Origin of the sequence: Mesorhizobium sp. CA6 (genome assembly GCF_020165035.1) — a bacterium.
GTDB lineage: Bacteria > Pseudomonadota > Alphaproteobacteria > Rhizobiales > Rhizobiaceae > Mesorhizobium.
Genome location: NZ_JAIUHI010000012.1, coordinates 80,669 through 107,433, shown reverse-complemented (window position 1 = coordinate 107,433; position 26,765 = coordinate 80,669). Strand labels below are relative to the sequence as shown.

General features: G+C 62.8%; 26 protein-coding genes. 13 read left to right on the top strand and 13 right to left on the bottom strand.

Going from position 1 to position 26,765, the window contains the following annotated elements:
• Nucleotides 1-54: 54 nt before the first annotated feature.
• The 3 genes from LB526_RS19235 to LB526_RS19225 all read right to left on the bottom strand — a co-directional run bounded on the left by LB526_RS19235 (nt 55) and on the right by LB526_RS19225 (nt 4,652).
• Nucleotides 55-1,095, bottom strand: coding sequence for an ABC transporter permease (locus tag LB526_RS19235; RefSeq protein ID WP_224629242.1), 1,041 nt, complete (start codon nt 1,093-1,095; stop codon nt 55-57).
• On the bottom strand, nt 1,092-3,560 hold the full coding sequence (locus LB526_RS19230) for an ATP-binding cassette domain-containing protein (protein WP_224629240.1): 2,469 nt from the start codon (nt 3,558-3,560) through the stop codon (nt 1,092-1,094). The genes LB526_RS19235 and LB526_RS19230 overlap by 4 nt, the downstream gene beginning before the upstream one ends.
• Before the next feature lie 72 nt (nt 3,561-3,632).
• Complete coding sequence (locus LB526_RS19225) at nt 3,633-4,652, bottom strand: ABC transporter substrate-binding protein (RefSeq protein WP_224544499.1); 1,020 nt, start codon at nt 4,650-4,652, stop codon at nt 3,633-3,635.
• 287 nt (nt 4,653-4,939) lie between these two features.
• Between LB526_RS19225 and nanR the strand changes: the two genes are divergently transcribed.
• The 4 genes from nanR (at nt 4,940) to LB526_RS19205 (ending at nt 8,851) form a co-directional block, all read left to right on the top strand.
• Nucleotides 4,940-5,722 carry a transcriptional regulator NanR gene (gene nanR / locus LB526_RS19220; protein ID WP_224528574.1) on the top strand — a complete coding sequence of 261 codons (783 nt, stop codon included), beginning with the start codon at nt 4,940-4,942 and terminating at the stop codon, nt 5,720-5,722.
• A gap of 80 nt (nt 5,723-5,802) precedes the next feature.
• Complete coding sequence (locus LB526_RS19215; protein ID WP_224629238.1) at nt 5,803-7,098, top strand: ribulose-bisphosphate carboxylase large subunit family protein; 1,296 nt, start codon at nt 5,803-5,805, stop codon at nt 7,096-7,098.
• A 46-nt stretch (nt 7,099-7,144) separates the two neighbouring features.
• On the top strand, nt 7,145-7,990 hold the full coding sequence (locus LB526_RS19210) for a phosphogluconate dehydrogenase C-terminal domain-containing protein (RefSeq protein WP_224528568.1): 846 nt from the start codon (nt 7,145-7,147) through the stop codon (nt 7,988-7,990).
• Between the two features lie 60 nt (nt 7,991-8,050).
• Nucleotides 8,051-8,851 (top strand): sugar phosphate isomerase/epimerase family protein, encoded by an 801-nt coding sequence (locus LB526_RS19205; protein WP_224528564.1) that lies wholly within the window; start codon nt 8,051-8,053, stop codon nt 8,849-8,851.
• A gap of 365 nt (nt 8,852-9,216) precedes the next feature.
• Here LB526_RS19205 and LB526_RS19200 read toward each other — a convergent pair whose 3' ends face one another.
• The 5 genes from LB526_RS19200 to LB526_RS19180 are packed head-to-tail and all read right to left on the bottom strand — an operon-like array spanning nt 9,217 to nt 13,934.
• Nucleotides 9,217-10,506, bottom strand: coding sequence for an NAD(P)/FAD-dependent oxidoreductase (locus tag LB526_RS19200; RefSeq protein ID WP_224629236.1), 1,290 nt, complete (start codon nt 10,504-10,506; stop codon nt 9,217-9,219).
• Between the two features lie 5 nt (nt 10,507-10,511).
• The gene (locus LB526_RS19195) at nt 10,512-11,489 is read right to left on the bottom strand and encodes a branched-chain amino acid ABC transporter permease (protein ID WP_224528556.1); all 978 of its coding nucleotides are present in this window, start codon (nt 11,487-11,489) and stop codon (nt 10,512-10,514) included.
• Nucleotides 11,486-12,394 carry a branched-chain amino acid ABC transporter permease gene (locus LB526_RS19190; RefSeq protein ID WP_224528553.1) on the bottom strand — a complete coding sequence of 303 codons (909 nt, stop codon included), beginning with the start codon at nt 12,392-12,394 and terminating at the stop codon, nt 11,486-11,488. Before LB526_RS19190 ends, LB526_RS19195 begins: the two co-directional genes overlap by 4 nt.
• Nucleotides 12,391-13,137 (bottom strand): ABC transporter ATP-binding protein, encoded by a 747-nt coding sequence (locus tag LB526_RS19185; protein WP_224629233.1) that lies wholly within the window; start codon nt 13,135-13,137, stop codon nt 12,391-12,393. Before LB526_RS19185 ends, LB526_RS19190 begins: the two co-directional genes overlap by 4 nt.
• On the bottom strand, nt 13,134-13,934 hold the full coding sequence (locus tag LB526_RS19180) for an ABC transporter ATP-binding protein (protein ID WP_224629231.1): 801 nt from the start codon (nt 13,932-13,934) through the stop codon (nt 13,134-13,136). Before LB526_RS19180 ends, LB526_RS19185 begins: the two co-directional genes overlap by 4 nt.
• A 127-nt stretch (nt 13,935-14,061) precedes the next feature.
• On the opposite strand from LB526_RS19180, the gene LB526_RS19175 reads away from it, so the two are divergent.
• From LB526_RS19175 to LB526_RS19150, 6 genes are read left to right on the top strand one after another with little or no spacing between them, the layout of a single operon-like run.
• Entirely contained in the window at nt 14,062-14,796 is a 735-nt protein-coding gene (locus LB526_RS19175) for a GntR family transcriptional regulator (protein WP_224629229.1), read from the top strand.
• Nucleotides 14,793-15,275, top strand: a complete 483-nt coding sequence (locus LB526_RS19170; RefSeq protein WP_224629227.1) for a DUF3830 family protein — start codon at nt 14,793-14,795, stop codon at nt 15,273-15,275. The genes LB526_RS19175 and LB526_RS19170 overlap by 4 nt, the downstream gene beginning before the upstream one ends.
• 1 nt (nt 15,276) lies before the next feature.
• On the top strand, nt 15,277-15,630 hold the full coding sequence (locus tag LB526_RS19165; RefSeq protein ID WP_224629226.1) for a TIGR04076 family protein: 354 nt from the start codon (nt 15,277-15,279) through the stop codon (nt 15,628-15,630).
• A complete protein-coding gene (locus LB526_RS19160) occupies nt 15,627-16,682 on the top strand; it encodes an aldo/keto reductase (RefSeq protein WP_224629224.1) in 1,056 nt (351 codons plus the stop codon). Before LB526_RS19165 ends, LB526_RS19160 begins: the two co-directional genes overlap by 4 nt.
• Before the next feature lie 5 nt (nt 16,683-16,687).
• On the top strand, nt 16,688-17,110 hold the full coding sequence (locus LB526_RS19155) for a hypothetical protein (protein WP_224629222.1): 423 nt from the start codon (nt 16,688-16,690) through the stop codon (nt 17,108-17,110).
• 47 nt (nt 17,111-17,157) lie between these two features.
• The gene (locus tag LB526_RS19150) at nt 17,158-18,417 is read left to right on the top strand and encodes an ABC transporter substrate-binding protein (RefSeq protein ID WP_224629221.1); all 1,260 of its coding nucleotides are present in this window, start codon (nt 17,158-17,160) and stop codon (nt 18,415-18,417) included.
• 466 nt (nt 18,418-18,883) lie between these two features.
• On the opposite strand, the gene LB526_RS19145 is transcribed toward LB526_RS19150, so the two are convergent.
• The 5 genes from LB526_RS19145 to LB526_RS19125 all read right to left on the bottom strand — a co-directional run bounded on the left by LB526_RS19145 (nt 18,884) and on the right by LB526_RS19125 (nt 23,299).
• Complete coding sequence (locus tag LB526_RS19145) at nt 18,884-19,174, bottom strand: hypothetical protein (RefSeq protein WP_224629219.1); 291 nt, start codon at nt 19,172-19,174, stop codon at nt 18,884-18,886.
• Nucleotides 19,175-19,650: 476 nt separating this feature from the next.
• Nucleotides 19,651-20,589 carry a dihydrodipicolinate synthase family protein gene (locus tag LB526_RS19140; RefSeq protein WP_224629217.1) on the bottom strand — a complete coding sequence of 313 codons (939 nt, stop codon included), beginning with the start codon at nt 20,587-20,589 and terminating at the stop codon, nt 19,651-19,653.
• Nucleotides 20,590-20,596: 7 nt separating this feature from the next.
• Nucleotides 20,597-21,346, bottom strand: coding sequence for a hypothetical protein (locus tag LB526_RS19135; RefSeq protein WP_224629215.1), 750 nt, complete (start codon nt 21,344-21,346; stop codon nt 20,597-20,599).
• Complete coding sequence (locus tag LB526_RS19130; RefSeq protein WP_224629213.1) at nt 21,336-22,331, bottom strand: Gfo/Idh/MocA family protein; 996 nt, start codon at nt 22,329-22,331, stop codon at nt 21,336-21,338. The genes LB526_RS19135 and LB526_RS19130 overlap by 11 nt, the downstream gene beginning before the upstream one ends.
• Entirely contained in the window at nt 22,328-23,299 is a 972-nt protein-coding gene (locus LB526_RS19125; protein ID WP_224629342.1) for a Gfo/Idh/MocA family protein, read from the bottom strand. Before LB526_RS19125 ends, LB526_RS19130 begins: the two co-directional genes overlap by 4 nt.
• A gap of 117 nt (nt 23,300-23,416) precedes the next feature.
• On the opposite strand from LB526_RS19125, the gene LB526_RS19120 reads away from it, so the two are divergent.
• The 3 genes from LB526_RS19120 (at nt 23,417) to LB526_RS19110 (ending at nt 26,764) form a co-directional block, all read left to right on the top strand.
• Nucleotides 23,417-24,130 (top strand): FadR/GntR family transcriptional regulator, encoded by a 714-nt coding sequence (locus tag LB526_RS19120; protein WP_224629212.1) that lies wholly within the window; start codon nt 23,417-23,419, stop codon nt 24,128-24,130.
• Between the two features lie 21 nt (nt 24,131-24,151).
• Nucleotides 24,152-25,726: an ABC transporter substrate-binding protein gene (locus tag LB526_RS19115; protein ID WP_224629209.1), complete on the top strand. Its 1,575-nt coding sequence runs from the start codon at nt 24,152-24,154 to the stop codon at nt 25,724-25,726.
• A 78-nt stretch (nt 25,727-25,804) separates the two neighbouring features.
• Nucleotides 25,805-26,764, top strand: coding sequence for an ABC transporter permease (locus LB526_RS19110; RefSeq protein ID WP_224629207.1), 960 nt, complete (start codon nt 25,805-25,807; stop codon nt 26,762-26,764).
• Nucleotide 26,765 lies beyond the last annotated feature (1 nt).

Sequence of the window (26,765 nt, the reverse complement as noted above, 5' to 3'; positions counted from 1 at the left end):
TGGTATGATCACTCTACCAGAGTTTGGCAAGAGGAATTGTCTATGACTTGTCTGTCATCTCGGCTGGACCTTCGCCGCCGGCACTTTCGTCGTCGCCTCCGGGTCCTTGTCGCCGTCCGCGAGGTCGGCGGGCGTGCGCCGTGCCATTGCCTGGCGCCCGGCCAGCGCAAGCACGAAGATAACGACGATGCCTTGCACGATGTCTTGCGCGCCCGGAGGCAGACCGATGATCTGCATGGTGGTGACGATGAGGATGAGCAGGATGCTGGCGAAGAGCGTCCCTAAAGCCGTCGCCGATCCGCCGAAGATCAGCGTTCCGCCTAGCACCACCGCGGCAATCGACTGCAGCAGATAGGGCTGGCCCATCTCCAGGAAGGCGCCGCCGATATAGGCTCCGAGCAACAGACCGTCGAGCGATGCCAGCACCGAGGAGATGACGAAGGCCGATGCGACCACCGGACCGTTGCTGATGCCTGCGAGCCGGGCCGCGGCGCGGTTCTGGCCGACCGCTGACAGCAGTTGCCCGAACACCGTGTAGCGCAAAACGAAGGAGGTTGCGGCGACGCCGAGAATGGCGATGACGGCCATGATCGGCACGCCGGAGATACGGCCAGTCGCCAGTTGCTTCAGTGCCGGGCTGACCGCGAAACCCGGGATCGCCTTGTTCGATAAGAGCGTTGCGGTCGCCAACACATAGCCGGTCGCCAGCGTCGCGATGATCGCCGGAATGCCGAGCCCGACGACAAGCAGCGAATTGAGCGCCCCGACGGCCAGGCCGAGCAGGATCGCGGCGATGACGCCGATGGCCAGGTTGGCATCCTGTCCCTTGATGGTGAGCAACGCGACGAAGGCGCTGAGCGTGATTACCGAAGCGACGGAGAGATCGACGTTGCCGCGCCCGGTGGTCACCACGAACATCTGGCCGATGCCGACGATCGTCAGGAAAGATGCCGACAAAATGACTCCGGACAAGCTGGACAGGCTGAAGCGGTTGGTGACCACGGAGAGCACCAGCCACAACACAAGCACGCCGATCGCCGCCCAGATCCAGCGGTTCCGCTGCGCCCAGATGCCGAAGCTGGCAAATGCGTTCATGACTCGCTCCGGCGGTCTGCGGTCAGGCTGCGCAAGGTGAGCAGCGCGATCAGGATCAACCCTTGCGTGGCGGCGTTGTAGTCGCTGCTGACGCTGAGGGTGCCCAGAAGTGCGCCGATCAGCGAGAGCGTCACCGCGCCGGCGACGGCGCCGACCGGCGAAATGATGCCGCCGAGGAGCGAGCAGCCGCCCATCACCACCGCGGCGACGCTGAGCAGCGTGAAGGAATTGCCGGAGTTGATGTCGCTCGCCGTGTTGATGGCCGTCAGCGACAGGCCGGCAGCGCCCGCGAACAGACCGGCGATGAGATAGCGCACCAGTGCATAGCGGGTCGGCGACCATCCTGAGCGGATCATCGCAGCCGGGTTGTTACCGAAGCCACGCAGCACCACACCGAGCGGCAACCGGTCAATGGCGAGCACGATCAGTGCCACGGTTGCGATCATGATGATCGACGTCGGCATGAAGCCGATCGACCAGCCGAAGAGGGTGATCAGCCAGTCCGGGCTTGCGCCGCCGGGTGTCGGCTGCAGCGCGTAGCCGATGCCGACCCAGATGAAGGATGCGCCCAGCGTGACGACGATGGCCGGGATCTTGCGCGCCTGGATAACGCCGCCAAGGCCGGCATAGGCGGCGAGCGCGGCCACCAGCGCCAGCGTGCCGAGCCATGGCTGGTCGTAGAGCAGTGTGGCGCTGAGCACGCTGACCAGGCCGGCGAAGGCGCCGACGCCGAGGTCGATCTCGCTGCCCCCGACGATGAACATCTGCGCCGCCGTCACCAGCACCAGCGACAGCGCCGGCATCAAGAGAAGATCGAGCCCGAAAGTCGAGGCGACAGCCGGATTGATCGCGATCATGATGGCAAGCACGGCGGCAAGCCCGATGAACGGCGCGGCATTGACCAGTTTGCGCCCGAGTCCCGCCATGACGGTCCGCTTGCTGGGGGTATTGGATTGGCCGGCCGCCGGTTGCGCGAAGGAGGCACCGACGATGGCTTGCTCGGTAATAGCCTCGCCCGCCAGCTCGCTGACGATACGGCCGCCGGAAAAGACCAGCACGCGGTCGCAGGCAAGCAGTTCCGCATCCTCGGTCGTATGCCAGATCAGCGCTCTGCCGCCACGCGCGACTTCGTTGCAGAGCCGATAGAAATCCTGTTTGGTGGCTATGTCGACGCCGCGTGTCGGATCGTCGAGCAGGATGATCGGCGTGTCAGCGACCAGCGCCCGCGCCACCAGTGCCTTCTGCTGGTTGCCGCCGCTGAGCTCGGTGATGTTGGACTGAAAGCGCGTGTCGTCGAGCCGCAGCTTGCTGGCGGCGCCTTTCGCCGTATCGCTGTTGGCGCGCTCGGAAACGACGCCCAGCGCCGACCGGCGGGCAAGCGCGCCAATGCTGATGTTGCTGAGCACGCTCCACAGCGGGAACACGCCTTCCTTCTGCCGGTCACCGGCGATGAAGCCTGCCTCGGCATACCTGGCGACGGTCGCCTGCTGTTTCCGGTCGGGCTTGAAGATCGCGTGCAGCAGATCCTTCTGGCCGCTGCCCTCGAGCCCGGCCAACCCGACGATCTCGCCGCGCACGATGTCGAGGTCGCGGCCGAGCTCCGACGTCAGCGCTCCCGAGAGCCGCACCAGCACGTCCTGCGAGGATGCCGCGGCGACGCTGTGCTGATGGATCGGATTGGCGTCGCCACCCATCAACTGCACCAGCTTGCCGATCGAGGCATTCGAGGCGTGGCCCTGCCAGGCCATGCGGCCGTTGCGCAGCACCACGACTTCGGTGGCGACGTCGATGATCTCCTGCAGCTTGTGGCTGATGAAGATGAAGGCGAGTCCGGCCTTTGCGCGTCCGCGGACAAAGGCTCTCAGCTGCTTCGAGCGGTCGAGGTCGAGAGAAGAGGTCGGCTCGTCGAGCACGATCAGCGTGACGCTGGGCGTCGCCGCGGCGCGTGCGATCTCGACCATCTGACGTTCGGCAATGGTGAGATGGCCGACCTCGGTATCGGCGTCGATGCCGTTGCCCGGGAAGACGGCGTCGAGCGCCGCGCGGGCGCGGGTTCGGTACAACGCCCGCCAGCCCGGCCGGCTTGCCGAGTCGCCAGGGGTCTCCAGGAAGAAATTCTCGGCGACAGACAGGTTGGCGCATAGCGACAGCTCCTGATGCACCATGCGGATGCCACGGCGCTGCGCTTCGCCAGTGTTGTAGGCTGCGAAAGGAACCTCTTCGCCGGCAAAGGAAATCGCGCCTAGCGTCGGCCACATCGCGCCGCACAGAATGCGCATCAGCGTCGACTTGCCGGCACCGTTGCCGCCGACGAGCCCGATCACGTCGCCGGCCCGCACAGACAGGTCGATCCCCGCATTGGCCAGCGTCGGCCCAAAACTCTTGGTGATCCCGCTCAGCGAAACGACGCTCGGTCCAGCAGGGGCGGCAGCGGTGCCCTGTACGGCAACGGCGATGTGGGACATTCGTCCTCCGGTTTTGCGCGGACAACGATCGGGCGCGGCCGTGCGGCAGCGCCCGATCCCGAACTGCCTGGCTTATTTGCTGAGCAGGTTCTGCTTGACCCAGTCCAGCGAGTAGCTCGGGCTGATGATCTGCCCGCCCGGCAGCTTTGCATAGTCCTTCAAGTTGCTCGCATCGACCGTCGCCACCGGCATGATCATCAGCTTGGGCGCATTGGCGCCCTTAAGCAGCGACAGCCCGAGCCAGAAAGCGGCGCCGCCGATGCCAGGCGTGGTGTTCATCGAAACCGTTTGGTAGCCGTTCTTGGCGTTCTCCTCGGCCCACCATTTGACGAAGTCGGTGCCGCCGCCGCCTTCGATGATCGGCATCTTGTCCTTGTAGTCGCCGCCATACTGGACGAAGGCCTGGGCGATGCCGACATCGTCGCTGCCGCCTTGGCCGAGCACGGCGTCGACATGCGGCAGCGAGGGCAGCACATTGGCGATGGCCGCCTGCGCAACCGAAGCGGTCGCCTGGCCGTAGACCGTGGCTACCACCTGGATGTCCGGATACTTGGCCAGCACCGACTGTTGCGCATTGAACATGTCGTTGTCGGGCGCCGAGCCCTTCACACCGCGCACCTGGATGACATTGCCCTTACCGCCGAGCATCTTAAATACGGCTTCGGCCTGGGCCGCCTTGTAGCCCTTGAAGTCGAAATTGAGCTGGTAGTTGCACGGCGCCGATGCGACGGAATCGAAGGAGATCACGATGATCCCGGCTTTGCAGGCCTTCTCGATCACGCCGTTGACGGCGGTCTCCGAGGCCGCGTCGACGGCGAGCACGTCAACCTTCTTGAGGATTAGTTCGGCGATCTGGCTGTTCTGCTGCGCGACCGAGCCGTCGCCGTTCATGACGATGTAGTCGGCGATTTGCCCGGCGGCCTTGGCTTCCTTGGCGGAGGCTTCGAACGCCTCCACCATCTGGTGCCGCCAGGTGTTGCCATAATAGGCGTTGGCCAGCGCGATGACCGGCGCGTCCTGCGACGCCATTGCCGGTAGAACCGAAACACTCGCCAGCGCGGCGGCAAATGCCGCCACAGTTGCAAACTTCATGGATATCTCCTCCCAAAAAAACCGCCCAACCCGGTCGGTCGTCTGTCATTTCCCTTACAGCGTCTCTTCCGAAGATGCCATACCATCTACATGTTATACCAGCATACCAAATAGGCAAGCCGGTAGCGGAACTTGTTCGCTTCCGATCGTCGGGAACGAAATGGGCCTGTCGGTTAAGTCTGTCCTCAGTCTGCGGGCCGGCTTCGGTGCCGGCCCTGCGGCATCCTGCGCGCCGGTTTGTGGCTCCACGCAAGGTGGACATTAGGTCATCATATATGTAATGTCAATTGACCGGCAGGGCTTGTTTGCCCGTGCGACTCGCTGTCGATATGCCAACAAGGATTACGGAGGGGCGGATGGAACCGGTCCAGAAGAAGAAGCTGTATGTCGAGGTGCTCGACCGGCTGTTGGCCGCGATCTCGACATCGGAGTTTCCGCCCGGTTCGCAATTGCCGTCGGAGAAGGAACTGATGACGATGATTGGCGTGGGCCGGCCGTCGATCCGCGAAGCGATGCAGTCGCTGCAGCAGATGGGCCTTATCAGGATTTCGCATGGCGAACGCGCACGCGTAATCAATCCGACGCCCGAGGTGATTGTCGACCAGGTCTCAGCGGCGATGGTCATGATGCTGGCGACGAACTCCCGCGGGCTCGAAGAACTGAAAGAAGTCAGGCTCTTGCTGGAAACCGGTCTGGTCAGGATCGCGACGCGGCGCGCCACGGCCAAGGGCCTGGAGCGACTTGCCGAGACCTTGCGCCATTTGCGCGAGGCAAAGACCGATCAGGCGCGATTTGTGACCGCAGACATGGAGTTTCACGCCGTCATCGCGGAGATGAGCGGGAATTCGATGATCGCAGCTGTGGCCAAGGGAATGCTCGAGTGGCTTTCCCGGTTCAAGCGGGATCTCGTCGCCATGAAGGGCGCCGAACGCCTCACAGTCGAGGAGCATGAACGAATATACAAGGCGATTGCCAGCGGCGATGCGGAAGGCGCGAGCGCCGCTATGGCTGAACACATTGGCCGCGCCAATGAACTCTATTCGAAGTTGGCCGGCGGTGCCGGCGGCTAAATTGCGCGCTTCTGAAAACTTTTTTGCCACCCAAAACTCATGTGATGACATAATGTCATTTTGGTGCTAACGCTCCCTCCATGAGTGATGTCACAGCTGGAATAGCCGCATCGAATGGTCGTCTCTGCGCCACCTATTTGATCGAAACCCGCTATCCGTTAGAGGTCGCCGCAACCGCAATGGCCGGCGAACAATCCAGCGGGACCTTCCGTGCCGTTCCGGGAGAGACACCGGAGCTGCTGAGGAGATTTGGAGCGCGCGTCGAATTCATCGACGATGTCGTGGAAGTCGAGAATGAGGCCTTGCCATTTTCGCGGTCTCCGAAAACCCTGAAGGCCGGCAAGCCGCTCCGGGCAAAGGTCGGACTCTCCTGGAATATCGAGAATACGGGGACCGTCCTTGCCTCGGTTTGGTCGACAGTTCTCGGCAACTTGTTCGAGCTGCATCATTTCTCGGCCATGCGGCTGCTGGACGTTACCTTTCCGGATTTTTTTACGGACGCTTACTCCGGGCCGGCTTTCGCCGTGGAGGGAACGCGTCGGCTGACCGGCGTGGAAGGGCGCCCCTTGATCGGCACGATCATCAAGCCGAGCGTCGGTCTCACGCCGGAAGAGACGGCTGCCCTTGCCGATACGTTGATTGCCGCCGGTGTCGATTTCATCAAGGACGACGAATTGATGGGAGATCCTCCGCATTCGCCATTCGAGCAGCGGTTCGAAGCGGTGATGGCGGTTATAGACAGACATGCCGACAGAACCGGTCGCAAGGTTATGTACGCGGCCAACATTTCGGGAGATGTCGACGCCATGCGGCGTCGGTTGGATATGATCGGTCGGCGCGGCGGGACCTGCGCCATGCTCGTCTTGAATTCCGTCGGTCTGTCGGGCGTCATCGACGTTCGCCGACATTCAGCTGTCCCTCTTCACGGGCATCGCGCAGGCTGGGGCCTTTTCAGCCGTTCTGTCGATATCGGCATGAGCTATCTCGCCTATCAGAAATTCTGGCGGCTGGCCGGGATCGACCACATGCACGTCAACGGGCTGTCCAACAAATTCTGCGAGCAGGATGCGTCGGTGATGGCCTCGGCCCATGCCTGTCTCACGCCGATGTTTGGGCGCGCGGACCGTCCCGACATGGTCATGCCGGTATTTTCGTCCGGACAGACTGCGGTGCAAGCGGCCGACACCTTTGGCAGGCTCGGCTCGAACGATTTCATCTATTGCTGCGGCGGCGGCATCATGGCGCATCCGGGTGGGCCGGCTGCAGGCGTGCGAAGCCTGCATGATGCTTTCGACGCCGCTGCCGCAGGCATTCCGGCACGCGACTATGCCGCCAACCATCCGGAACTCGAGGTCGCGCTGCAGGCGTTCGGCTGAATCTGCGCCATCCGGGCGCCATCAACGTGAAAATGGGAGAGAAGAAATGAGGACATCCGTAGCGGTGCTTGGAGCCGGAGGGAAGATGGGCTTCCGCGTGACCCGCAAGCTGGTGGACGCGGGCTACGATGTCCGCGCCGTGGAAGTCGGCGAGGCAGGCCGCAAGCGGCTGGCCGACGCCAACCTCAGCGCCGTCGCCATGGAGGAAGGCATTCCCGGCGCCAAAGTCCTAGTGATGGCTTTGCCTGACAACATCATCGGCCAGGTGATGCGGCAGATATCGCCGATGTTGGCCAAAGGCACTATGATCCTCATTCTGGACGCCGCGGCACCCTACGCCGGCGATCTTCCCGGGGATCGGCCAGACCTGACCTACTTCATCGGCCACCCCTGCCATCCGCCTTTGTTCAATGACGAGACGGAGTGGGCGGCGCGTCGCGATTATCACGGCGGCATCGCCAGGCAGTCCATCGTCTGCGCCCTGATGCAAGGCCCGGAGGAGCACTACGCGCTTGGCGAAGAGGTGTGCAAAACGATGTGGTCGCCGATCATCGAAAGCCACCGGGTCACGGTCGAGCAACTGGCGATACTCGAGCCGGGCCTGTCCGAGATGGTTGCGATGCCCTTCGTCGACACGATGGTCGAGGCTGTGGAGGAATGCGAGCGTAGATATGGCATTCCCAGACAAGCCGCTCTTGACTTCCTCATCGGCCATCTGAATGTCGAGATAGCCATGTGGTTCGGCTTCTCTCCGAAAGTGCCCTCGGACGCCGCGCTGCGCCTGATGCGCTTCGCAAAAGGCGTCGTGGTCCGCGACGATTGGCGCGAGGCCCTCTCTCCAGCCAAGGTGAAGGAAGCCTCCGAACTGATCGTCTACGGCAAAGGAGCCTGAGCGCTGCCTCCGATGCCCAGGACCATATCGGTATCGACTGCGCTCTTTGACGGCTATTCGATGGAACTGGCCATCGGGGAAATCGCGCTGGCCGGCGCCATCCATGTCGAGCCGGCCTTCATTCGCGGTTATGTCGATTTCGAAGAGGGCATGTTCACCACCACGAACGCCTCAAGGCTGAGGGCGACGGCGGAAGCTGCCGGGCTTGGGATCAAGGCCGTATCGGCTCATCTCGACCTTTCGGGGCCGGATGCGGTGGATGCCTTGTCGCGGCGCATCGCCTTTGCTGCCGGTTTAGGCGCATCCTCCCTGATTACCAATGCCGGGCCGATGACAAAAAGGGCGGGCATACGAAAGGCGATCGATGCCGTTCTGCCGAGGCTGGAGCAATCCGGTGTCGCTCTTGCGCTCGAGAACCCTGGACATGGCAGGGGCGATTTACTTGGCAATGCTCGGATGGGAGCAAGCTTCGTACGCGACATCGGATCGCGCCTAGTCCGCCTCAATCACGACGCCGGAAACGTCTTCACCTATAGCCATGAGGCAACGCAGCCCGCAGAAGATATCGCGACAGCCATCGACACGATTGGTCATGCACATCTCAAGGACGTTGTCAGCCGCGACGCAGGATGGACGTTCTGTGCTCTCGGCGAGGGCGCTGTCGATTACCTGAAATATTGGCGGATGCTCCCTCCGGCGCTTCCAGTCAGCATCGAAATGCCATTGCGATTGGAGCGCCCTCAGCGCCGCGACCCGCAACGGCGAAAGACCCCTGTCGATATCCCGACCATTCGGGCCACGCTGCAGCGCTCACTGCGTTTCGTGAATTCGCTGGAGGCCGCCAGGAACAGCGCTGTGTGAGCCGCGACGGTTTTGTCCAGGCGATGTTGGTCCAGCCGTGCCGAATGGCTGCTATCGCATTTACGAGGCCAGAAGCTGTCGGTCTTCTTGCGGCCCCAGACTCCAACCGAGTAAGTACGTAGGCGTTCCTCCCGTGGCCAATCATGCCCGAAGGAGAAACGAAATGGGACATTCCCTTTATGACCCCACCGCTCACGATCGCCGCGCATGGAACGCGGGCAAGAAGGTCGGAACGAAACGCCCGCTGAAACTCGACAGATATGGGCGATGCGCTTCTTTCTCGATCGGGAGCGGCGCAGACCACCTGCTTTCCATCTGTCGAAATGAGCGGCGATGGTTTGAATCTGGCTGTGATTGAAACCGTCCTAACCGGGCCGATCAAACCGGTCGCGCAACATGCTCCAAGGCAGCAGCATGTTGGGCGCGTAGCGCAGCAAGCCGTGAAGGGGCATCGGCGCCGGCGGCGCAAATGGCAACGGCAGGTCGCGCCCTTCTGTCCCGGCGGCCCACTCGGCGAGCACCCTGCCCATGGCCGTGGTCATGGCGATGCCGCGTCCATTGCAGGCACGGGCCGCCATCAGACCTGGGCCGAGGTCGATCAGATGCGGCAGGAAATCCGGCTCCACGGCGGCGATCCCCGACCAGCTATACTCAAGCGGTGGCAAGTCGGGCAGTTCCAGCCGTCTCGCCAGTCGCCGCCAGATTGTCCGCGGCACGCGCCTGTCGGCGCCCGCGCTTACCACATGCATGCCGCCGCTGATGAGCCGGTTCTGGGCATCGAAGCGGAAGGTGAGAAGATTGCGTCTGGTGTCGGAGAAACCCTGGTCTCCAGGCAGCAAGCGCTGGCGCGCCTTCGACGGCAGCGGCGCCGTCGCGATCTGGAACACCTTCAGCGGAAAATAGGTCCGCTGCAATGTCGGATTAAGCGCGCCGCCATAGGCGTTGGTGGCGATCAGCACCTTGCCGGCACGCAGCGAGCCGGACGGAGTCGTCAACGTCCAGCCGTCGGACAATCGGTCGATCGATGTGACACGCGAGTGCTCGAAAATCCGTGCGCCGGCGTTCTCGGCCGCATCGGCCAGTCCGCGCGCGAAATGGACCGGATTGAGCACGCCGCCTGAGCGGTCCATCCAGCCGCCGGCATAGCCTCGCGCGCCGGTCAACGCTTCGGTCTGGTGGCTGTCCAGTATCACCGCCGGCCGGCCGCGCTCCGCCCATTGCCTGGCGCGGGATTGGATTCTCTCGAGAGCAGCCGATGAGTGCGCCGCTTGTATCCAGCCGTTCTGGACGGCGTCGCAGGCGATGCTATGCCGCGCGATCAGGTTGAACACGAGGTCGGCGCTGCCCGCGGCGACCGCGATCAGCCGCTCGCCGCGCTCGGCACCGAGATGCGCCAGGATCGCGTCCGGATCCATTTTGGCGAAGTTTGGCACGATGAAGCCAGCGTTGCGGCCTGTGGCGCCCCAGGCGATGATCTCTGCTTCGAGCACAGCCACCGAAAGGCCTTTGCTGGCGCCATGCAGTGCGGTCGACAGGCCGGCAAAGCCGCCGCCGACGACGGCAAGATCGACATCGAGGTGATCTTCCAGCGCGGGTCGGAGGCAGTGGTGGCGGCCGACCGCGTGCCACAGGGAAAGCGCTTCGTGCCGCGCCATTGCGTTCAGGATCCACTTTCGCTGGCTGTGGCTTTCGTCCGCTTGCCGAAACGCGCCCGACGTGGCCGCTCACCAAATACGCCGTTCGGCCGAACCAACAGGATAACGCATAGCATAACGCCGATGGCGACGATTTGCAGTGATGCGGCTCGCGCCTGTTGTTCCGGTGCGAAGAGCACGCTCGTGAGCGCGCCTGAACCCGCCCATATCGCCCAGACCAGTACGCTGCCTGCAACGGCGCCGGCGTTACTCCCAGAGCCGCCGACGATCAGCATTACCCAGACCTGGAAGGTGAGGATCGACAGGTAATTGTCGGGAGCGATGAAGCCGATGAAATGCGCCTGAAGTGCGCCGGCCAGCGCCATGATAGCGCCGCCGACGGCGAAGGCCTGGACGCGGTAGAAGCGCGCGCTCTTGCCGAGCGAAATCGCCGCTCGTTCGTCCTCCCGCAGCGCCTTGAGCACACGGCCCCATGGGCTGCGTGACAGATGCTCCAAGGCCAGATAGGCGATCAGCGTGACAGCCGAGACGACAGCAAGGTTCGACAGATTGAACAGCAGCGGAGTTTCGGCGAGGCTGCCGAAGGGACGCGGGATGAAACCGATGCCGAACGGCCCGCCGGTCAGCTTCTGCGCGTTGAGTGCGACCAGTTGCACGACCACCGCGACACCGAACGTGGTGATCGCTAGATAGTCGGACCGCAGACGCAGCGTCGCTATGCCGGTAAGGGCTGCGGCAACGCCGCCCACCACCATGGCGCCGGCCCAGCCGGCAAGGATCGGCAGGCCGAAACCGCCGAGGCGCGCGGGGTCGTCCGGTGTCGTCAGCAGCGCCGATGTGTAGGCGCCGATGGCGACGAAACCGGCGAGGCCGACATTGAACAGGCCCGTCAGCCCCCATTGCAAATTGAGCCCCAGCGTGACCAGCGAGAAGATCAGTGCAGTGCTCAGGAAGAAGGCGCCATAGCCGATGAGATCGATCATCTTTCCCCAACTCCGAAAAGGCCGATCGGCCGCACGAACAGCACCGCCATCAGGATGATGAAGGAGACGGCGGCGCGCCATTCGGCACCGATCAACTGCACCGCGCCGGCTTCGGCGAGCCCGATGATCAGGCCGCCGAGTACCGCGCCCGGGATGCTGCCGATGCCGCCAAGAATGGCGGCGGCGAACATCGGCAGCAGCATGTCGAAGCCCATGAACGGTCGGATCTGCACCAGAATGCCAATCATCACGCCGGCCACGCAGGCAAGCGAGCCGCCGACGATCCAGGTGACGCGCACCACCTTGGCGACGTCGATGCCGACAATGCGGGCCAGCGCCGCGTTCTGGCTTAGCGCCTGCATCGAGCGGCCGGTCTGCGTGCGCGTCATCAGCAGATGCACGCCGAGCACAAGCACGGCGGTCAGCAGCAGCAAGGCGATCTGGTCAGGCGTGATGCGGATGCCGAAGCCGATCGGCATGGCGATCTGGATCGCGCGGCTGAAATAGGTCGGCCGTGAGGTGAAGGTGAACTCCAACAGGCTGCGCAGCGCCATGGAGGCGCCGAAGCTCGCCATCACGACGATGATTGCCTGGCCTTGCGAGCGCAGCCGCGAGAACAGCACCTTGTCGAGCAGCAGCGCCAGCAGGGCAGTGAACGCCATGCCGACGACCAGGGCGACGAGCAGCGACCAGCCGAAGGACAGTGGCCCGATCGGCGCCACCTTGCCGAAGGTCGCGCCGATGGCGCTGACCACGGCCAGCGTCGCATAGGTTCCCCAGGCCATGAAGTCGCCATGGGCGAAGTTGGAGAAACGCAGGATAGAATAGGTGAGCGTCACGCCGATGGCGCCGAGGCCGATCATGGAGCCGGTCAGCAATCCGTCGACGATGAATTGCAGGCTCATGCCGCGCCTCCCTTGTGATGCTGGGGGCGCTGGCCGAGATAGAGTTCGGCGACGACCGGATCGCTCCACAATTCGGAGGCGACGCCCTCATGCCGGTCCTTGCCCTCGACTAGGACATAAGCGCGGTCGCCGATGGCAAGCGCTGCCTTGGCGTTCTGCTCGACCAACAGAACGGTGACGCCGGATCTGCGGATGCCGGCCAGCATCTCGAACACGACCGACACGAATTTTGGCGACAAGCCGGCCGACGGCTCGTCCAGCACCAGTACCTTGGGGTGGACGATCAGCGCCCTCGCGACGGCGAGCATCTGCCGTTGCCCGCCGGACAGATTGCCGGCGGCGGTGCGGCGCTGGCGGACGAGGTCGGGGAAGGCGGCATACATCTCCTCGATGCGGGCGGGGATTTCCCGCCGCTCGAGGATGCCGCAGGCTACTTTGAGATTGTCCTCGACCGACATCAGCGGAAAGATGTTTTCGGTCTGCGGCACGAAGGCAAGGCCAAGCCGCACCATTGTGTGGGCGGGTGCTGCGGTGATGTTCTTCCCGTCCAGGAAAACCGTGCCGCCGGTAATCGGGACGAGGCCGGCGATCGCCTTGATGAAGGTGGACTTGCCGGCGCCGTTGGGGCCGAGGACGACGACGATCTCACCCTTGCCGACCGTGATCGAAGCGCCGCGCACGATCGGCATGCCGGGTTCATAGCTGGCTTCGAGATTGCGGACATCGAGGACGGTCTCGCTCATGCGGCGCCTCCCAGATAGGCTTCGATGACGCGTGGATCGCGGGCGACTGCTTCCGCCGTGCCCTCGCTGAGCAGCTGACCGCTCGCCATTACCAGGACGCGGTGGCAGAGCCGAGCCACCATGTCGATATTGTGTTCGATCAGCAGGAAGGTGATGCCTCGCGCATTGATGTCGTGGATCCGATCGATGATGACCTCCAGGAGCGTCGCGTTGACGCCGGCCGCCGGTTCATCGAGCAGGATGATCGCCGGGTCGGCCATCATGATACGGGCGAGTTCGAGCAGCTTGCGCTGGCCGCCGGACAGCACGCGCGCCGGCTCATACGCGAGGTGGGTGAGGGCGACGAGCTCCAGCAGTTCGAGCGCCTTTGTCCGGGCGGCTCTTTCCTGCGCCGCCACTCGCCAAGGCGTGACGAAGTTGGCGAGCAGCCTTTCACCGGTCTGCCCCTGCGCTGCCAGCATGATGTTTTCGATCAGCGTCAGGTTGGGCAGCGGTCGTGGAATCTGAAAAGTGCGGCCGAGCCCTCGACCGATGCGCAGGTGAGCGGCTTCACCGGAGATGCGCGTGCCGTTGAGAAAGATATCGCCGCTGTTCGGCAATATGCTGCCGGCCAGCAGATCGAACATGGTCGTCTTGCCGGCACCGTTCGGTCCAATCAGGCCAAGGATTTCTCCGGCTTTGACATCGAAGGAGACATCGTTGACGGCGACGAGACCGCCGAACCGCCTGACGACGTTCCTTGCCGTCAGGACCGGCGCACGGCTCTCCCGCCCCTGCCGTCTGGTTGCCTCGCTCATCAAACCCTCTGGCCGAAGAAGCGCGTCGTCGCCTCCCGATTTTGATTTGTGATCACACTTGCTTTGATCACGCTATTCGGCTTTAATTTCCTCCGCAAGCCGAAAACCGGGCCCAGAGCGGAATTCCATGCACAAGACTGCCATCGAAAGGAACAACGAGGCGATCGCGGCCCAGCTTGCGCCGGTGGGCCGCGAAACAGTGCAGGATCGCGTCTATTCCGAACTGCGACGGGCCTTGATTGGCGGCCTGTTCGAACCAAGCCAGGTGCTGACCATCCGCGGCCTGGCCGATGCGCTGGTCACCTCGACGATGCCGGTGCGCGAGGCGCTCGGGCGGCTGATCACGGAAAAGGCGCTGGAGGCGCTGCCCAACCGTTCGGTGCGCGTGCCGCCGATCACGCTGGATCGCCTCGACGATCTCTTGCGAGCCCGCATCCTGATCGAAGGCGAGGCGATAGCGCTTGCCGCCGCTCGCATGGTGCCCCGCCAGATCTCCACAATCGAAACCATTCTCGGCGAATGGGATGAGATGCGGGCGCTGAAGCACAAGAAAGATGTCGACCGCGAAGTGACGCTCAACCAGAGCTTTCATTTCGAGATTTACCGCTCCTGTGGCTCGGCCGTACTGATCCCGATGATCGAGAGCCTGTGGCTGCAATCGGGGCCATGCATCCGCGTCGCCATCTACGCCTTTTCGGAAGCCGGTGAGGTCGACACCGCCCAGTATCACCGCCGCATTGTCGAGGCGCTGGCCACGCAGGACGCACGGGCGGCGCGCGACGCGCTGGTCGCCGACATCAGCCGGCCCTTCACCTTCTTGCGCAGCAAGCTGCAATCCGCGGCTGGGAAAGATCAGACATGACCTCTATCCGGATCACCGAGCCACGCTCGCAGCTTGCCGTCACGGCGCTGTTACTGCCCGAGAAGGCGCCGGAAAACGCCGCTTTTCTCACGGCGTATCTCGCCACGCCACGCGTCGTCCCAGGCATCCACGCCATGTGGACTGGACCTGAAATTTCCTGTCCGGTTCCATCAGCCGACCTCGAAGGCCAAGCCTATGCCCGGCCGCTGCCGGCGGAAAACGCGACGCTGACGCCGCAGCCCGGCGATATCGTCTTGTCCTACGTGCCCCCGCACATGTGGGGTGGCAACCCCAATGCCGTCTTCGACATCGGCCTGTTCTACGGGCAAGGGGCGCGGCTTCTGTTCCCGATCGGCTGGCTGGCCGGCAGCGTGGTGGCGCAGGTGCGCGCCGAAGAGAGTGATCAGTTCGCCGCCGCATGCGGGGCGATCCGCCGCAACGGCGCCTGCGATATCAGCTTCATCGTGGTGGAGGCCTGACATGACCGACGACAGCTTCGAGCTCTTCGATCTTCGCGTCGAGGCGATCGTCCCCGAAGGCAAGCCGATTTATTGCGGCGCCAAGGCCGGCGACTATTTCGAGCTCAAGGGCGAAACGCTGTCGATGCCGGCAGGGCAAGGCTTTTCGATCTATTCGCTTGCCGCCGTGCTGCCGCTGCTTGCGGCAAAGCAGCGCCCGACCCAGAAGAATGACTGGATGACCTCGGACGCCGAGATCGCTTGTCCCGACCCCAATTGCTCCAGTCGGCTCAGGATCGTCAGGCTGGCCAAGCGGCGATTCAGCCATGCCGAAACCACGGCCGAGCCGCTGCCGAAGGAGAATAACGACGGATGAGTGCTAAGACCTTCGAGCTCGGCCCAGGCTACAAGATCTCGCGCGTCATTCGCGGTGGGTGGCAACTCGCCGGCGGCCATGGCGCCATCGACGGTAACCAGGCGGTGGCCGACCTCATCGCTACCTTCGATGCCGGCATCTGGACCTATGACTGCGCCGACATCTACACCGGCGTCGAGGAACTGATCGGCGCCGCCCGCCTGCGGCTGGCCGATGAGCGCGGCCTGGATGCAGCGGCCAGGATGAAGGTGCACACCAAGCTGGTGCCCGACCTCGAGCGGCTGGCCACCATCAGCCGCAACTACATCAGGGGCATCGTCGACCAGTCGCTGCTCAGGCTGAAGACCGAGCGGCTTGATCTCGTGCAGTTCCACTGGTGGGACTATGCGCAGCCTCGTTACGTCGAAGCGATGGGATGGCTGGACGAGCTTCGATGCGAGGGCAAGGTGCACAATCTCGGCACCACCAATTTCGACACGCCCCGGCTCGCTGAAATCCTGGCCGCCGGCATCCCGGTGGTCAGCCAGCAGCTGCAATATTCGGTGCTCGACCAGCGGCCTGCGCACAGCCTCGCCGCAGTTGCGAAGACAAACGGCGTCAGCTTCCTCTGCTACGGCTCGGTGGCCGGCGGCTTCCTCAGCGAGAAATGGCTTGGCGTGGCCGAACCCACCACGCCGCTCGAAAACCGCTCGCTGGTCAAATACAAGCTGATTATCGATGATTTCGGCGGCTGGGATCTGTTCCAGCAAATGCTGCGGGCGCTCAAGTCCGTCGGTGATCGCCATCGGGCCGACATTGCCACCATCGCCAGCGCATGGGTGCTGGAGCAGCCGCGAGTGGCCGCCGTGATCGTCGGTGCCCGCAACCAGGCGCATGCATTGGCAAATGCGAACATCATGGACATCGAGCTCGATGCCGACGACCGCGCACGGATCGCTGCCGTCATCGCGCAAGGCGCCAGTCTCGAGGGCGATGTCTACGCGCTGGAGCGTGACCGCCACGGCCGCCACGGCTCGATCATGCACTACAATCTCAACGCGGGCCGGGTTTGAAAACGATGGACGGAAAGCTGTTTTCGCGGGCCAGTGCCGAAGTCATCGACCTGCATCGCTTCTTCGCCGACTGGTTCGTTGCTGCGCGCGCCGATAGAGTGCATTTCGGCCGCTTCGAAGCCGCCATGGGGGAAGGCTTGACGATGATCGCACCAACCGGTCAGATCCTCGACCGTAAGGCCGTCGTTGAGCATGTCCGCTCCAGCCGCGCCACATGCGACGATGGCTTCGCCATCTCGATCGAGGACATCAAGCCCGGCTGGCAGGCCCGCGATACGATCGTCATCCTCTATGTCGAGGCGCAGTTGCGTGGCGGCAAGCACAGCCGCCGCCAGTCGAGTGCCGTCTTCACTGCTAGTTCATCGGCGCCCAATGGCGTTCAATGGCGGCATCTGCATGAAACCTGGCTGCAGGTGCCGGAACACTGACACTTTCGAGACGTCAAACCAGTTCGTGCAACTCAAGGGGAACAACAATGAGAAAGACGATACTCCAACTCACCACCGCGCTCGCTCTCGTCACGATTGCCAGCGCCGCGCAGGCCGCCGATTGCAAGATCACCGTCGGCCTCGTCATGGAGCTGACCGGTCCCGCCGGCGAATACGGCCAGGCCGGCGCCAAGTCTGTCGAAATGGCCTTCCGCGACATCAACGACGCCGGTGGCGTGCGCGGCTGCGATCTCGTCACCGACACGCGCGACAGCCAGAGCCAGGGCAACATCGCGGTCGATGCCGCGACCCAGCTGGTTCAGGTCAAGAAGGTGCCGGTCATCATCGGCGGCATCATCTCCTCGGTGTCGATCCCGATCCTGACCTCGGTCACCGCGCCGGCCAAGATCGTCCAGGTCTCGCCGGCTTCGTCCTCGCCGACGCTGACGGCACTCGGCCGCGAGGGCAAGACCAACGGCATCTTCTTCCGCACCATCACCTCGGACGCGCTGCAGGGCGTGGCCGCGGCCAAATACGCCCTCGACAGGGGCTTCAAAAAGCTGGCGATCATTTACGTCAACAACGATTTCGGCGTCAACATGGTGGCCGAATTCTCGCGCGCCTATAAAGCGCTCGGCGGCACCATCGTTTCCGACACGCCCTACAATGAGAAGCAGTCGAGCTATGCCTCGGAAGTGACGGCAGCGATGGGAGGCGAGCCGGACGGACTTTATCTCGTCAGCACGCCGGTCGATGGCGCCACCATCGCCCGCACCTGGATATCGCAAGGGGGCGTGCAGAAATTTCTACTCAATGACGGCATGAACAGCCCTGACTTCATCGAGTCGGTCGGTGCCGACTATTTGAAGGATGCCTATGGCACATCGTCCGGCACCAGCCCGACCGCATCGACCGAGTATTTCACCAAGAACTACAAGGCGTTCTCCGGTATCGAGCCCTCGAATCCGGCGGCCGACCGCTCCTATGACGCCGGTGCCATCGTTGGCCTTGCCATTGCCATAGCCGGCTCAGAGGATCCGGCCAAGATCAGGGATGCCATATACAAGGCGGTCGACCCGGCCGGCACGCCGATCTTTGCCGGGAAGGAGGAGTTCGCCAAGGCACTCGGCCTGATCAAGGACGGCAAACCGATCCGCTATGAAGGCGTCATCGGTCCGGTCGCCTTCGACAAATTCGGCGACATCACCGGTCCGTTCCGGTTGTGGAAGATTGTCGACGGCAAAGTGACCACCGATGGTGAAATGACCACCGACGATGTCAATGCCCTGCAGGCCAAGCTGCAGTAAGCTGGACAGTGCTACCGGCATCGACAGCATTTCATCGCGATTGATGCCGGCATCGCTTGAGGCGGGCCGATATCACTTGCACGGCATGCGATCGCGAATAGGATCGGCGGCTGCAATTGAACGATTCCTGGCGAAGGCTATGCCTCGATCGCTGCGACGCCCGAAGGCTAATGCCGGGCCGCAAGGTAAGCTTCGGGGGGACGACGGGCTGGCTGCTGACGCTGCCGGTCTCACAAGAGGCTCAGACCCAGCTTGTGCGCGATAGCCTGGCGTGGAGAAAGCGGACCCTGCTAACGACAACTATCACGGTCTTTTTCTTCGCCATACGGGTATCGACAAACCGTTCGTGCGCCGGTTGCGCAAGGATCTCCTGGCACATGGCGTGCCACGGGTATGGTTGGACGAGGCTGAAATCCACATTGGCGCATATCCAGGGCTGCGGCCTTGGAGCGGCGAGCGGACTTGCCTACATCGCGCATGTCGTCGATATGAAGTCGATGAGTTCGCCGAATATTTTCAGGCGAGCTATGCGGGACTTGGTCGGAATCTCACCGCGATCGACCTGGCGCTCGGTTTCGGTCGCCCAGCGTCCTGTGCAAAAATCGCACGTGAAAATTCTGCTTCTCTTCTTTTTTCGTTTCCCAGGACGGAGCCGCCGACAGTCCAATTCGGGCGCTCTTTTGCCGGCGATATTGGCCACTCCATCGCGGACGTTCGCGGCGATAGCCGTGAGCTCAATGTCCGAGGCGGCATCCATTTGCCTGGGGTTCTTGGAAGCTTTCGAACTTTCTGGGTCGCGCCTCAGTCCGAATTGAGGGTGCTCATGGACAAAATGGGACACTGGTCAGCTGACGCAATTCCAACGAAACCATGGCTGATGAGCCGATGCAAGTGGCCGCTCCGCATAACTAGCGGCTACGCGGGCCATGGCAGCGCCGCGCTCGGCGTTGTCGCGCGATTCCTCCGTCGGCATTCCATGGTGAGTTCTCGAACCCCACGAACATGACCGCCAGCCCGATGGATGCCGCCAGGCCGCGGTTTCACCGCGACTGAAAGCCGAGCCGACCAAACCGTGTCGGCGCAGAGTCGGTGGCGTTGAAGGCGGGCAAGGAAAGCGTCGAGATCGTCACGCCGACTTTCCTGATCGCGCATAGCGCCCGAGTACGAAAAGCAGCCGCAGCTGCCCCATTCGCCAAAGTGTCCCCGTCAGTACCATTCGGCAAGCGCGCCATGCTAGAACCATCCAGGGAAGGCAACGCGTGCCGCCGTCGCCAGCGGTGGGATGTCCTCGTCGGGGACCGAAGAATAGGGCCACAATAGCTGGGCCCTGATCGAACTCCAACTGCCGGCTGCCGCCATTGCCTTGTCGAGGGCGGCGTCGCTGACGGCGTAGCGTGCCCGAAATGGTAGGACGTGGTCCGCGAGAAAGGCCTGTACGCGTGCTTGCATCTCGAAGGCCGCTTGTTCCCTGGCTCGTATCTGCGCCCACCACTGCAGTGCGCCTTTCGGGCTAAGGCAGGCGATGTTCGAATAGCTGCCATGCGCACCGTTCGCGTAACCGGTTGCCAGCGTGTGGCCTGGCACGAACACCGAAAGGCCCGACAGTTCGCGCCGCACGCCGGCGTACCAGCTGGCGTCACCGCCGGGGAGTTTTGCCCCGACAAGCGAGGGTACCGCGGTGCCCAATGCGGCAATACTTTCTAGAGTCAGCCGCCGCTTGGCGTGGGGCGGGTTATAGAGCACCAGAGGAGTGCTCGGCGCTGCCTCGGCCAAGCCCGAGACGAAACGCAGCACTTCTTCGTCGCTTGGTGGCCACCAGTCCGGCAAGGTGAATTGCACTCCCGAGAGTCCCAATCCCGCAACCCGCTTCAATCGCTCGCATGCAACTCGCGGATTGGACTGGCTGATGCCGATCTGGAATGGGATTCTCGCGGCACCGGCGACTGCCGCTACCATCTCGCTCAGCCGGTCGAATTCTGCTTCAGTCTGGCAATGGAATTCACATGCCGTGCCGTTGGAATAGACGCCGTGAACGCCGGATGCGCAGAGCCGCGCGACGGTTTCTTGCGTAGCGCTCCAGTCGATATTGCCATCCAGGCCCACGGCCAGCATCACGGCGCCCCAGATGCCGCGCGGCGCGTGTTCGGGGAGGGCGGAGAGATGATCACTCATGGTCCTACTAGCGCAGCGTGAAGGAGAGCGGTATGAAGTCTCCAAGATTGACCTCTATGCGACCCCTCCTTGGAACGATCAGCAGCGGCGACAACGATCCGGTGGTGATCACCATGCCTTTTTTGAAGCTGCCGAAATGATCGTCGGCCATTCCGGCGAAAGCGATGATGGGAGAAAGGGCGTCGCCAAACGGGTATTTGGCGGTCTCGCGCTGGCTGATCGCTTCGTCGCTGGAAAGCGTGATCACCATACCGTCGACCTTCGGCGCTTGCGCCAGTGTCTGCCTGCCGATGACGTAACCGCCTGTGACCATATTGTCGGCCAGCGGCCCGAACGGGCCGGCTTTGGTCCGGTCGTCGATGCGAGAGCCGATGAGCTCGATGCCGAGAATGAAATGCTGGATGGTCTGCAACACGGCCGAGCGGTCAGCTTTGGCGATCTCAGGCGTCAGGTCGGCGCCGAGCCTGACAGCCACTTCGATCTCGAGCCCGGCGAGGTCGCGTTCGCAAAGTTCGATCGTTCCGCCATCGTCGATAACCATTCCGGCGGGGATCGGCGCAGCCATCGCGATACCATCGGGCGGCATGGCCACCTTGGCGACGGGCACGCGCTCTCGGAGCTGCTTCAACACCGCGCCTTGAACGGCCATCGCATCGCCGCGCGTCAGGTCGACCAAACGCGACCCCGGTACCCGACCACGCGGGTTCCTGTGAGCCTCGGCGATGGCCTCGGAAATTGTATCTATGTCAGCCGGCATCAGCGATTGTTTCCTCGCGGCGGGATTTGTCCGAGGCGTGGGCTGCCTCGATGATGCCGATGAGGTTGCGCCCATAGACGCCCGTCACCGGTACCGGCTTGTCGTCGACGATAGCGTCGCGCAACGCTGCCCATTCGCGTTTCACCGCATTGTGCATCCAGGCGGGCTCGAACGAATCCGGCAGGTCGGTCCACACGGTATCGCGACCAATCATCGTGCCGCGATCCATGTCGATGCGTAGCGTGCCGCGCTCGCAGACGAGATCCATCGCAAAGCCGACCGCACCGTTGCGATAGCCAATACTCTGTACCTGGCCCAGGCCGCCACGTTTGAAACGCAGCGCCAGCATCGACGTGTCATCCGCTTCCTGTTGATGGAATTTTGCGCCGAGCATGGCGCTCACAGAGATGACTTCGTCATCCATCAGCCAGACGAGACGGTCGAGCGCGTGAATGCCGGCCGTCATCAGCATGCCGCCACCGGTAGCGTTGCGCAGGTGCCAGTCGCGCCGGTTGTGCTCCATCCAGAGCTTGATCATCCAGCTCGACGCGATCAGCGGCCGTCCGATCTCGCCTGCCTCGATGACCTTCTTGGCTGCCATGCAAGGTTTCGAGAAGTGCAGGAGGTGGGCGACCATCAGCTTGACGCCGCTCTGCGCCACAGCCGCATTGATTGCATCGCATTCGGCTACAGTTCGCGCCATCGGCTTTTCGAGCAGAATGTGCTTGCCGGCCTTGGCCGCGCCGATCGCCATTTCGGCATGCAGCGCGTGCGGGGCAGCGATAACGACGGCATCGACGCCGCTGTCTTCGAGAAGTTCGCGCCAGTCGGTGTAGCCCTTGCCGCCATATTCGGCCGTGAAAGCCGCCAGCGCCGTCGCGTTTCCACGGCAGGCTGCGACGAGGCGGATGCCGTCGACCTCCTTGATTGCGCGTGCATGCGCGGCGCCGAAATCGCCCGCGCCGATAATGCCTAGTGCAATCATCGTCCTGCCTTCTGATATGCGGCGTCGATCAGCGACATCGCCGCAACATAGTCGTCTATGGAGATTGCCGGCGCAGCGTTTCGCCGCAACCGTTCGAATGTGTCGCGCATGCTGAGGCGGTAGCGAGTAGCCGGCAGTTCGACCGGCAGGTCCACAACCGTAGCGTCGTCGAGAGTTGCGCAGATCGCCTTGTCGCCACGGTCGATGAGCGTGGCGTTGGCGGAGACGATGCGCCATTCGAAATCCCCGCCAGGGAGCATTGAAGCGAAGGTATAGCCCGCCTCAATGGTGAACACCGCGCCGGCATTGTCCTCGAGCACCAGCAATGCGTAGTCCTCAACCGAAGCCCTGTGGATGCGGTTGCCCATCGATACAGCTTTGAGATGGAGCTCTCCACTGGCCAGGCTCAGCGCTGCATCGACACCGTGGATGCCCAGATTGCGCAATGCGCCGCCTCCGCCAATCGCGGGATCGACCACCCAGCCGACACCATCGGCGGCATAACGCTCGGGCGGCCCGTTGACGACGCGGAAATGGCCGTGCGCGACTTGGCCGACGCGGCCTTCCCTTCGCAGTCTCTCAAAGGCGATCACCGCCGGGCCAAAGCGATTGGGCAAAGGCACGCCGACGAAGGCATTTCGTTGATGGGCTAGGTCTCTCAGTTGCATCAACGGCGCCGTGCCGGTCGCTGCCGGCTTGTCAAGGATAAGCGGGACGCCGGCTTCGATTATCCTGCGCGCCCTGGCCGGCACGTTCGAAGGGTGTCCCATCAGCAAGATCAGATCCGCAGGTGTTGCAAGGATGTCTTCGAATGCAGCAATCGCGCTCAGCGAGTTGCGCGCTGCAAAGCCCCTTGCATGCGCCTCGTCCTCATCCCACACGCCGATGATTTCAGCGCCGGCATCGCGCGCCGCATCGAGATGCAAGTCGGCATGCCAATGGCTAATGCCGGCCAAAACGATTTTCATCTCCTGATATTTCCTCCTGCACTTGCAGGATATCCTACAAGTGGTTATAGGACAAGTCGTCAGCCTCTCAAGCGAAGTGGGTGTCGGCGTCGGACAACAGTGGAAACAGGAAACAAGATGCCGGTATTGAAGTCGATCGAACCGCTTAGCCGACCACCGCTTTTGCATGTGACCGTCCAGGAGAGCCTGCGGAACTATATCGAGGCGAACAGGCTCAAGGCAGGCGACCCGTTGCCCCCGGAGACCTTCCTGGCGCAGCAGCTCGGCGTTGGCCGCAATTCGGTCCGCGAAGCGATCAAGGCGCTGGAATCGATCGGCATCCTGGAGACGCGTCGTGGCATCGGCGTGTTCGTCAAGGAATTCTCCTTCAAGCCACTACTCGACAATCTGGCTTATGGCCTGCAGGACTCGCTGCGCGATGTCGAGGAACTGCGCGAGATTCGCCGTGTGCTCGAGACCGGGCTGATCTCCAAGACCATCGAGATGATCAGCGCCCAAGACATCGACGAGCTTCGCCGGTTGACCGAAAGCATGCGCCAGCGCGCGGAGCGCAGCGAGAGCTTTGCCGAAGAGGACCAGCAATTCCATCAGATGCTGTTCCGCTGCCAGAACAACCACATGCTCAGCGCATTAATCGATATCTTTTGGGTGGCGTTCAACAAGGCCTCGGATTTCACCAATCTCGACAATCCGACGCCGCTCGCCACCTGGCGCGATCATCATGAAATCGTCGAGGCGGTCGCCGCCAAGGATGTCGACAGGGCACGTAGCCGGCTCGACGATCACTACAGAGGCATCCAGCAAGTTATCGCCAAAAACCGCACAACCTGAAAAATGCCAAGGGAGGAAACCATGCGCATCAAGACGATAGCCATCGCTGCCGCGCTGCTGTTCGGCACCGGCCTGCCGACCATCGTGCAGGCGCAAAGTCCAAAGACCATTGCGGGTGGTTTCGACGTCGGTCCCGGCGGCTTCCCCAAGAACTTCAACCCGCTAGTCGCGACGGGCGGCTTTACCTGGCTCAGCACCTATTTTGAACCGCTGGTCATCTGGAATGCAGGGCTGACCCAACTCGAAGGCGACCTGGCCAAGAACTACACGGTGAGCGCCGACCAGCTGACCTATACGTTCAACCTGGTCAAGGAGAGCTGGCACGACGGCAAGCCGTTCACGTCGAAGGACGTGAAATTCACCATCGATCTTGCCAAGAACAAAGCTTCCGGCAGCCTGTTCGCGGCACGCCTCGGCGATATCGCTTCGGTCGAGGCGCCCGACGACAGCACCGTAATCATCAAGCTGTCGAAGCCGAACGCCTCCTTTCTGTCCATTCTTTCGCAGGTGCTGATCCTGCCGGAGCATGCTCTTGCCGGAATGCCGCCGGAGTCGCTGGCAACCAGCACCTGGTGGTCGACCAATCCGGTCGGCACAGGTCCGTTCAAGTTCAAGAAATACGTCACCGACCAATATGTCGAACTGGCCGCGGATGACGATTATCGTGGCGGCAAGCCGAAAGTCGACGTGCTGATTAACCGCTATTTCGAGAGCCCGGCCGCGGCGGTCGCGGCGCTGCGTGCTGGTGAGATCCAATTCACCTATGTCGAGCCTGACGACGCGGCGTCGTTCAAGACCGATTCCAACTTCAAGGTGATCGAAGGCGGCTCCTACGTGGTCAACTATATCGGTCTCAACCAGCAGGTCGACCTGTTCAAGGATCTCAAGGTTCGTCAGGCGATCATGTACGCCATCGACCGTAACGCGATCATCGAGAGCCTCTATGGCGGCGCAGCCAAACCAGCCAACTGCGGCTTTGTGGCGCCGCAACTGGTCCCCGAAGGGCTGGAAACCTACGCCTACGATCCGGCCAAGGCCAAAGCGCTGTTGGCAGAGGCGGGCTGGGACAAGATCAACGGCGACAAGCCCATCACGTTGCTGACCTATTACGGCTCTCCGCAGGCTGCCAATGTCATGGCAGCCATCCAGTCCATGCTGTCACAGGTCGGCATTAACGTCGTGCCGCGTGTCGTCGATACGCCGACCTACAATGGCATCGTCTACAAGGGAGGCACGCCGGACTGGAACGCATTTCCCATGGTCTATGCCGGCCTGCAGAATGGCCCGAACCCGGCTGGCATCAATCCGGGCCTGAACAAGTCGCAGATTCCGCCCGCCGGCTTCAACACCATGCGAATCAAGTTCGACGACCTGAGCGCGGCTTTAGACAAGGCGCTCGGTGAAACCGATGCATCGAAGCTCGATGCCGCTTGGCAGGATGTTTGCAAGGTGATGAACAAGGATCTTCCGTGGGCAACGCTGTGGGTGGCCAATCGCTACGGCGTTGCCTCCAATAAGCTGAAGGATTTCGTCTGGACGCCTGCGCCCGCCGGCGGTCCTTACGCCGCTCATCCCGAGGCCTGGGACATTCAGTGAGCAGGCGGGTCTCCCGGCCCGCCACAAGGGCCGGTTTCCTCTGGGATTCGGCCCACACCATCCACTTGCGGAAAGCCAATGCTGAGCTTCATAGCCCGCCGCTGCGCCACAGGACTGTTGATGCTGGTTGCCTTGAGCCTCCTCATCTTCATCTTGTTGCGCCTGTCGCCGGGCGATCCGATCGACGCATACATCAATCCTTCCGTGCCGATGTCGGCTTCCGATCTCGAGACCCTGCGCGACCGCCTCGGTCTCGATCGGCCGCTGCCGCTTCAGTATTTCGGCTGGGTGCGTGCGGCTCTGTCGGGGGATTTCGGCTATTCGATCCAGCGCAACGGCGTGCAGGTGTTGCCGCTGGTGATGGAGCGCATCGGACCCACGGCTCTCCTGATGGGCGCGGGGCTGGCGATCGCCATTGTCGTCGGTATTACGACCGGTATCTACAGCGCCGTGCGCCGCAACGCCTGGCCCGACATTGCGATGTCCGTGCTGTCGTTCATCGGCATATCGAGTCCGGCCTTCCTGACCGCTCTGCTTGGCCTCTATTTTTTCTCGGTTCTGCTGCGCTGGGCGCCGTCAGGCGGCATGCAGACCGCGGGCGCGCCATTCTCGATCTCCGATGTGCTTGCCCATCTAATTCTGCCGGCATGCCTGCTGTCGATCGGCCACGCGGCGCTGATCATGCGTTATATGCGCGCTTCGCTGCTCGAAGTGCTCAACCAGGATTATGTCCGAACCGCCCGGGCCAAAGGCGTGCGAGAGTTCTGGGTGATCATCAAGCACGCCACCCGCAACGCGCTCTTGCCGGTCATCACGCTGATCGGGTCGACCATTGGCATCGCGATCGGCGGCGCGATCTTCCTGGAGAGCGTCTTCAACTGGCCAGGCATGGGCTTGCTGCTGGTCAATGCCGTCGGCACGCGTGACTATCCCGTCATCATGGGTGCCACGCTGGTGATCGGTGTCTGCGTCATTCTGGTCAACATTCTCACCGATGTTGTCTACGCCTTTGTCGACCCGCGCATCCAGGTGGGGTGAT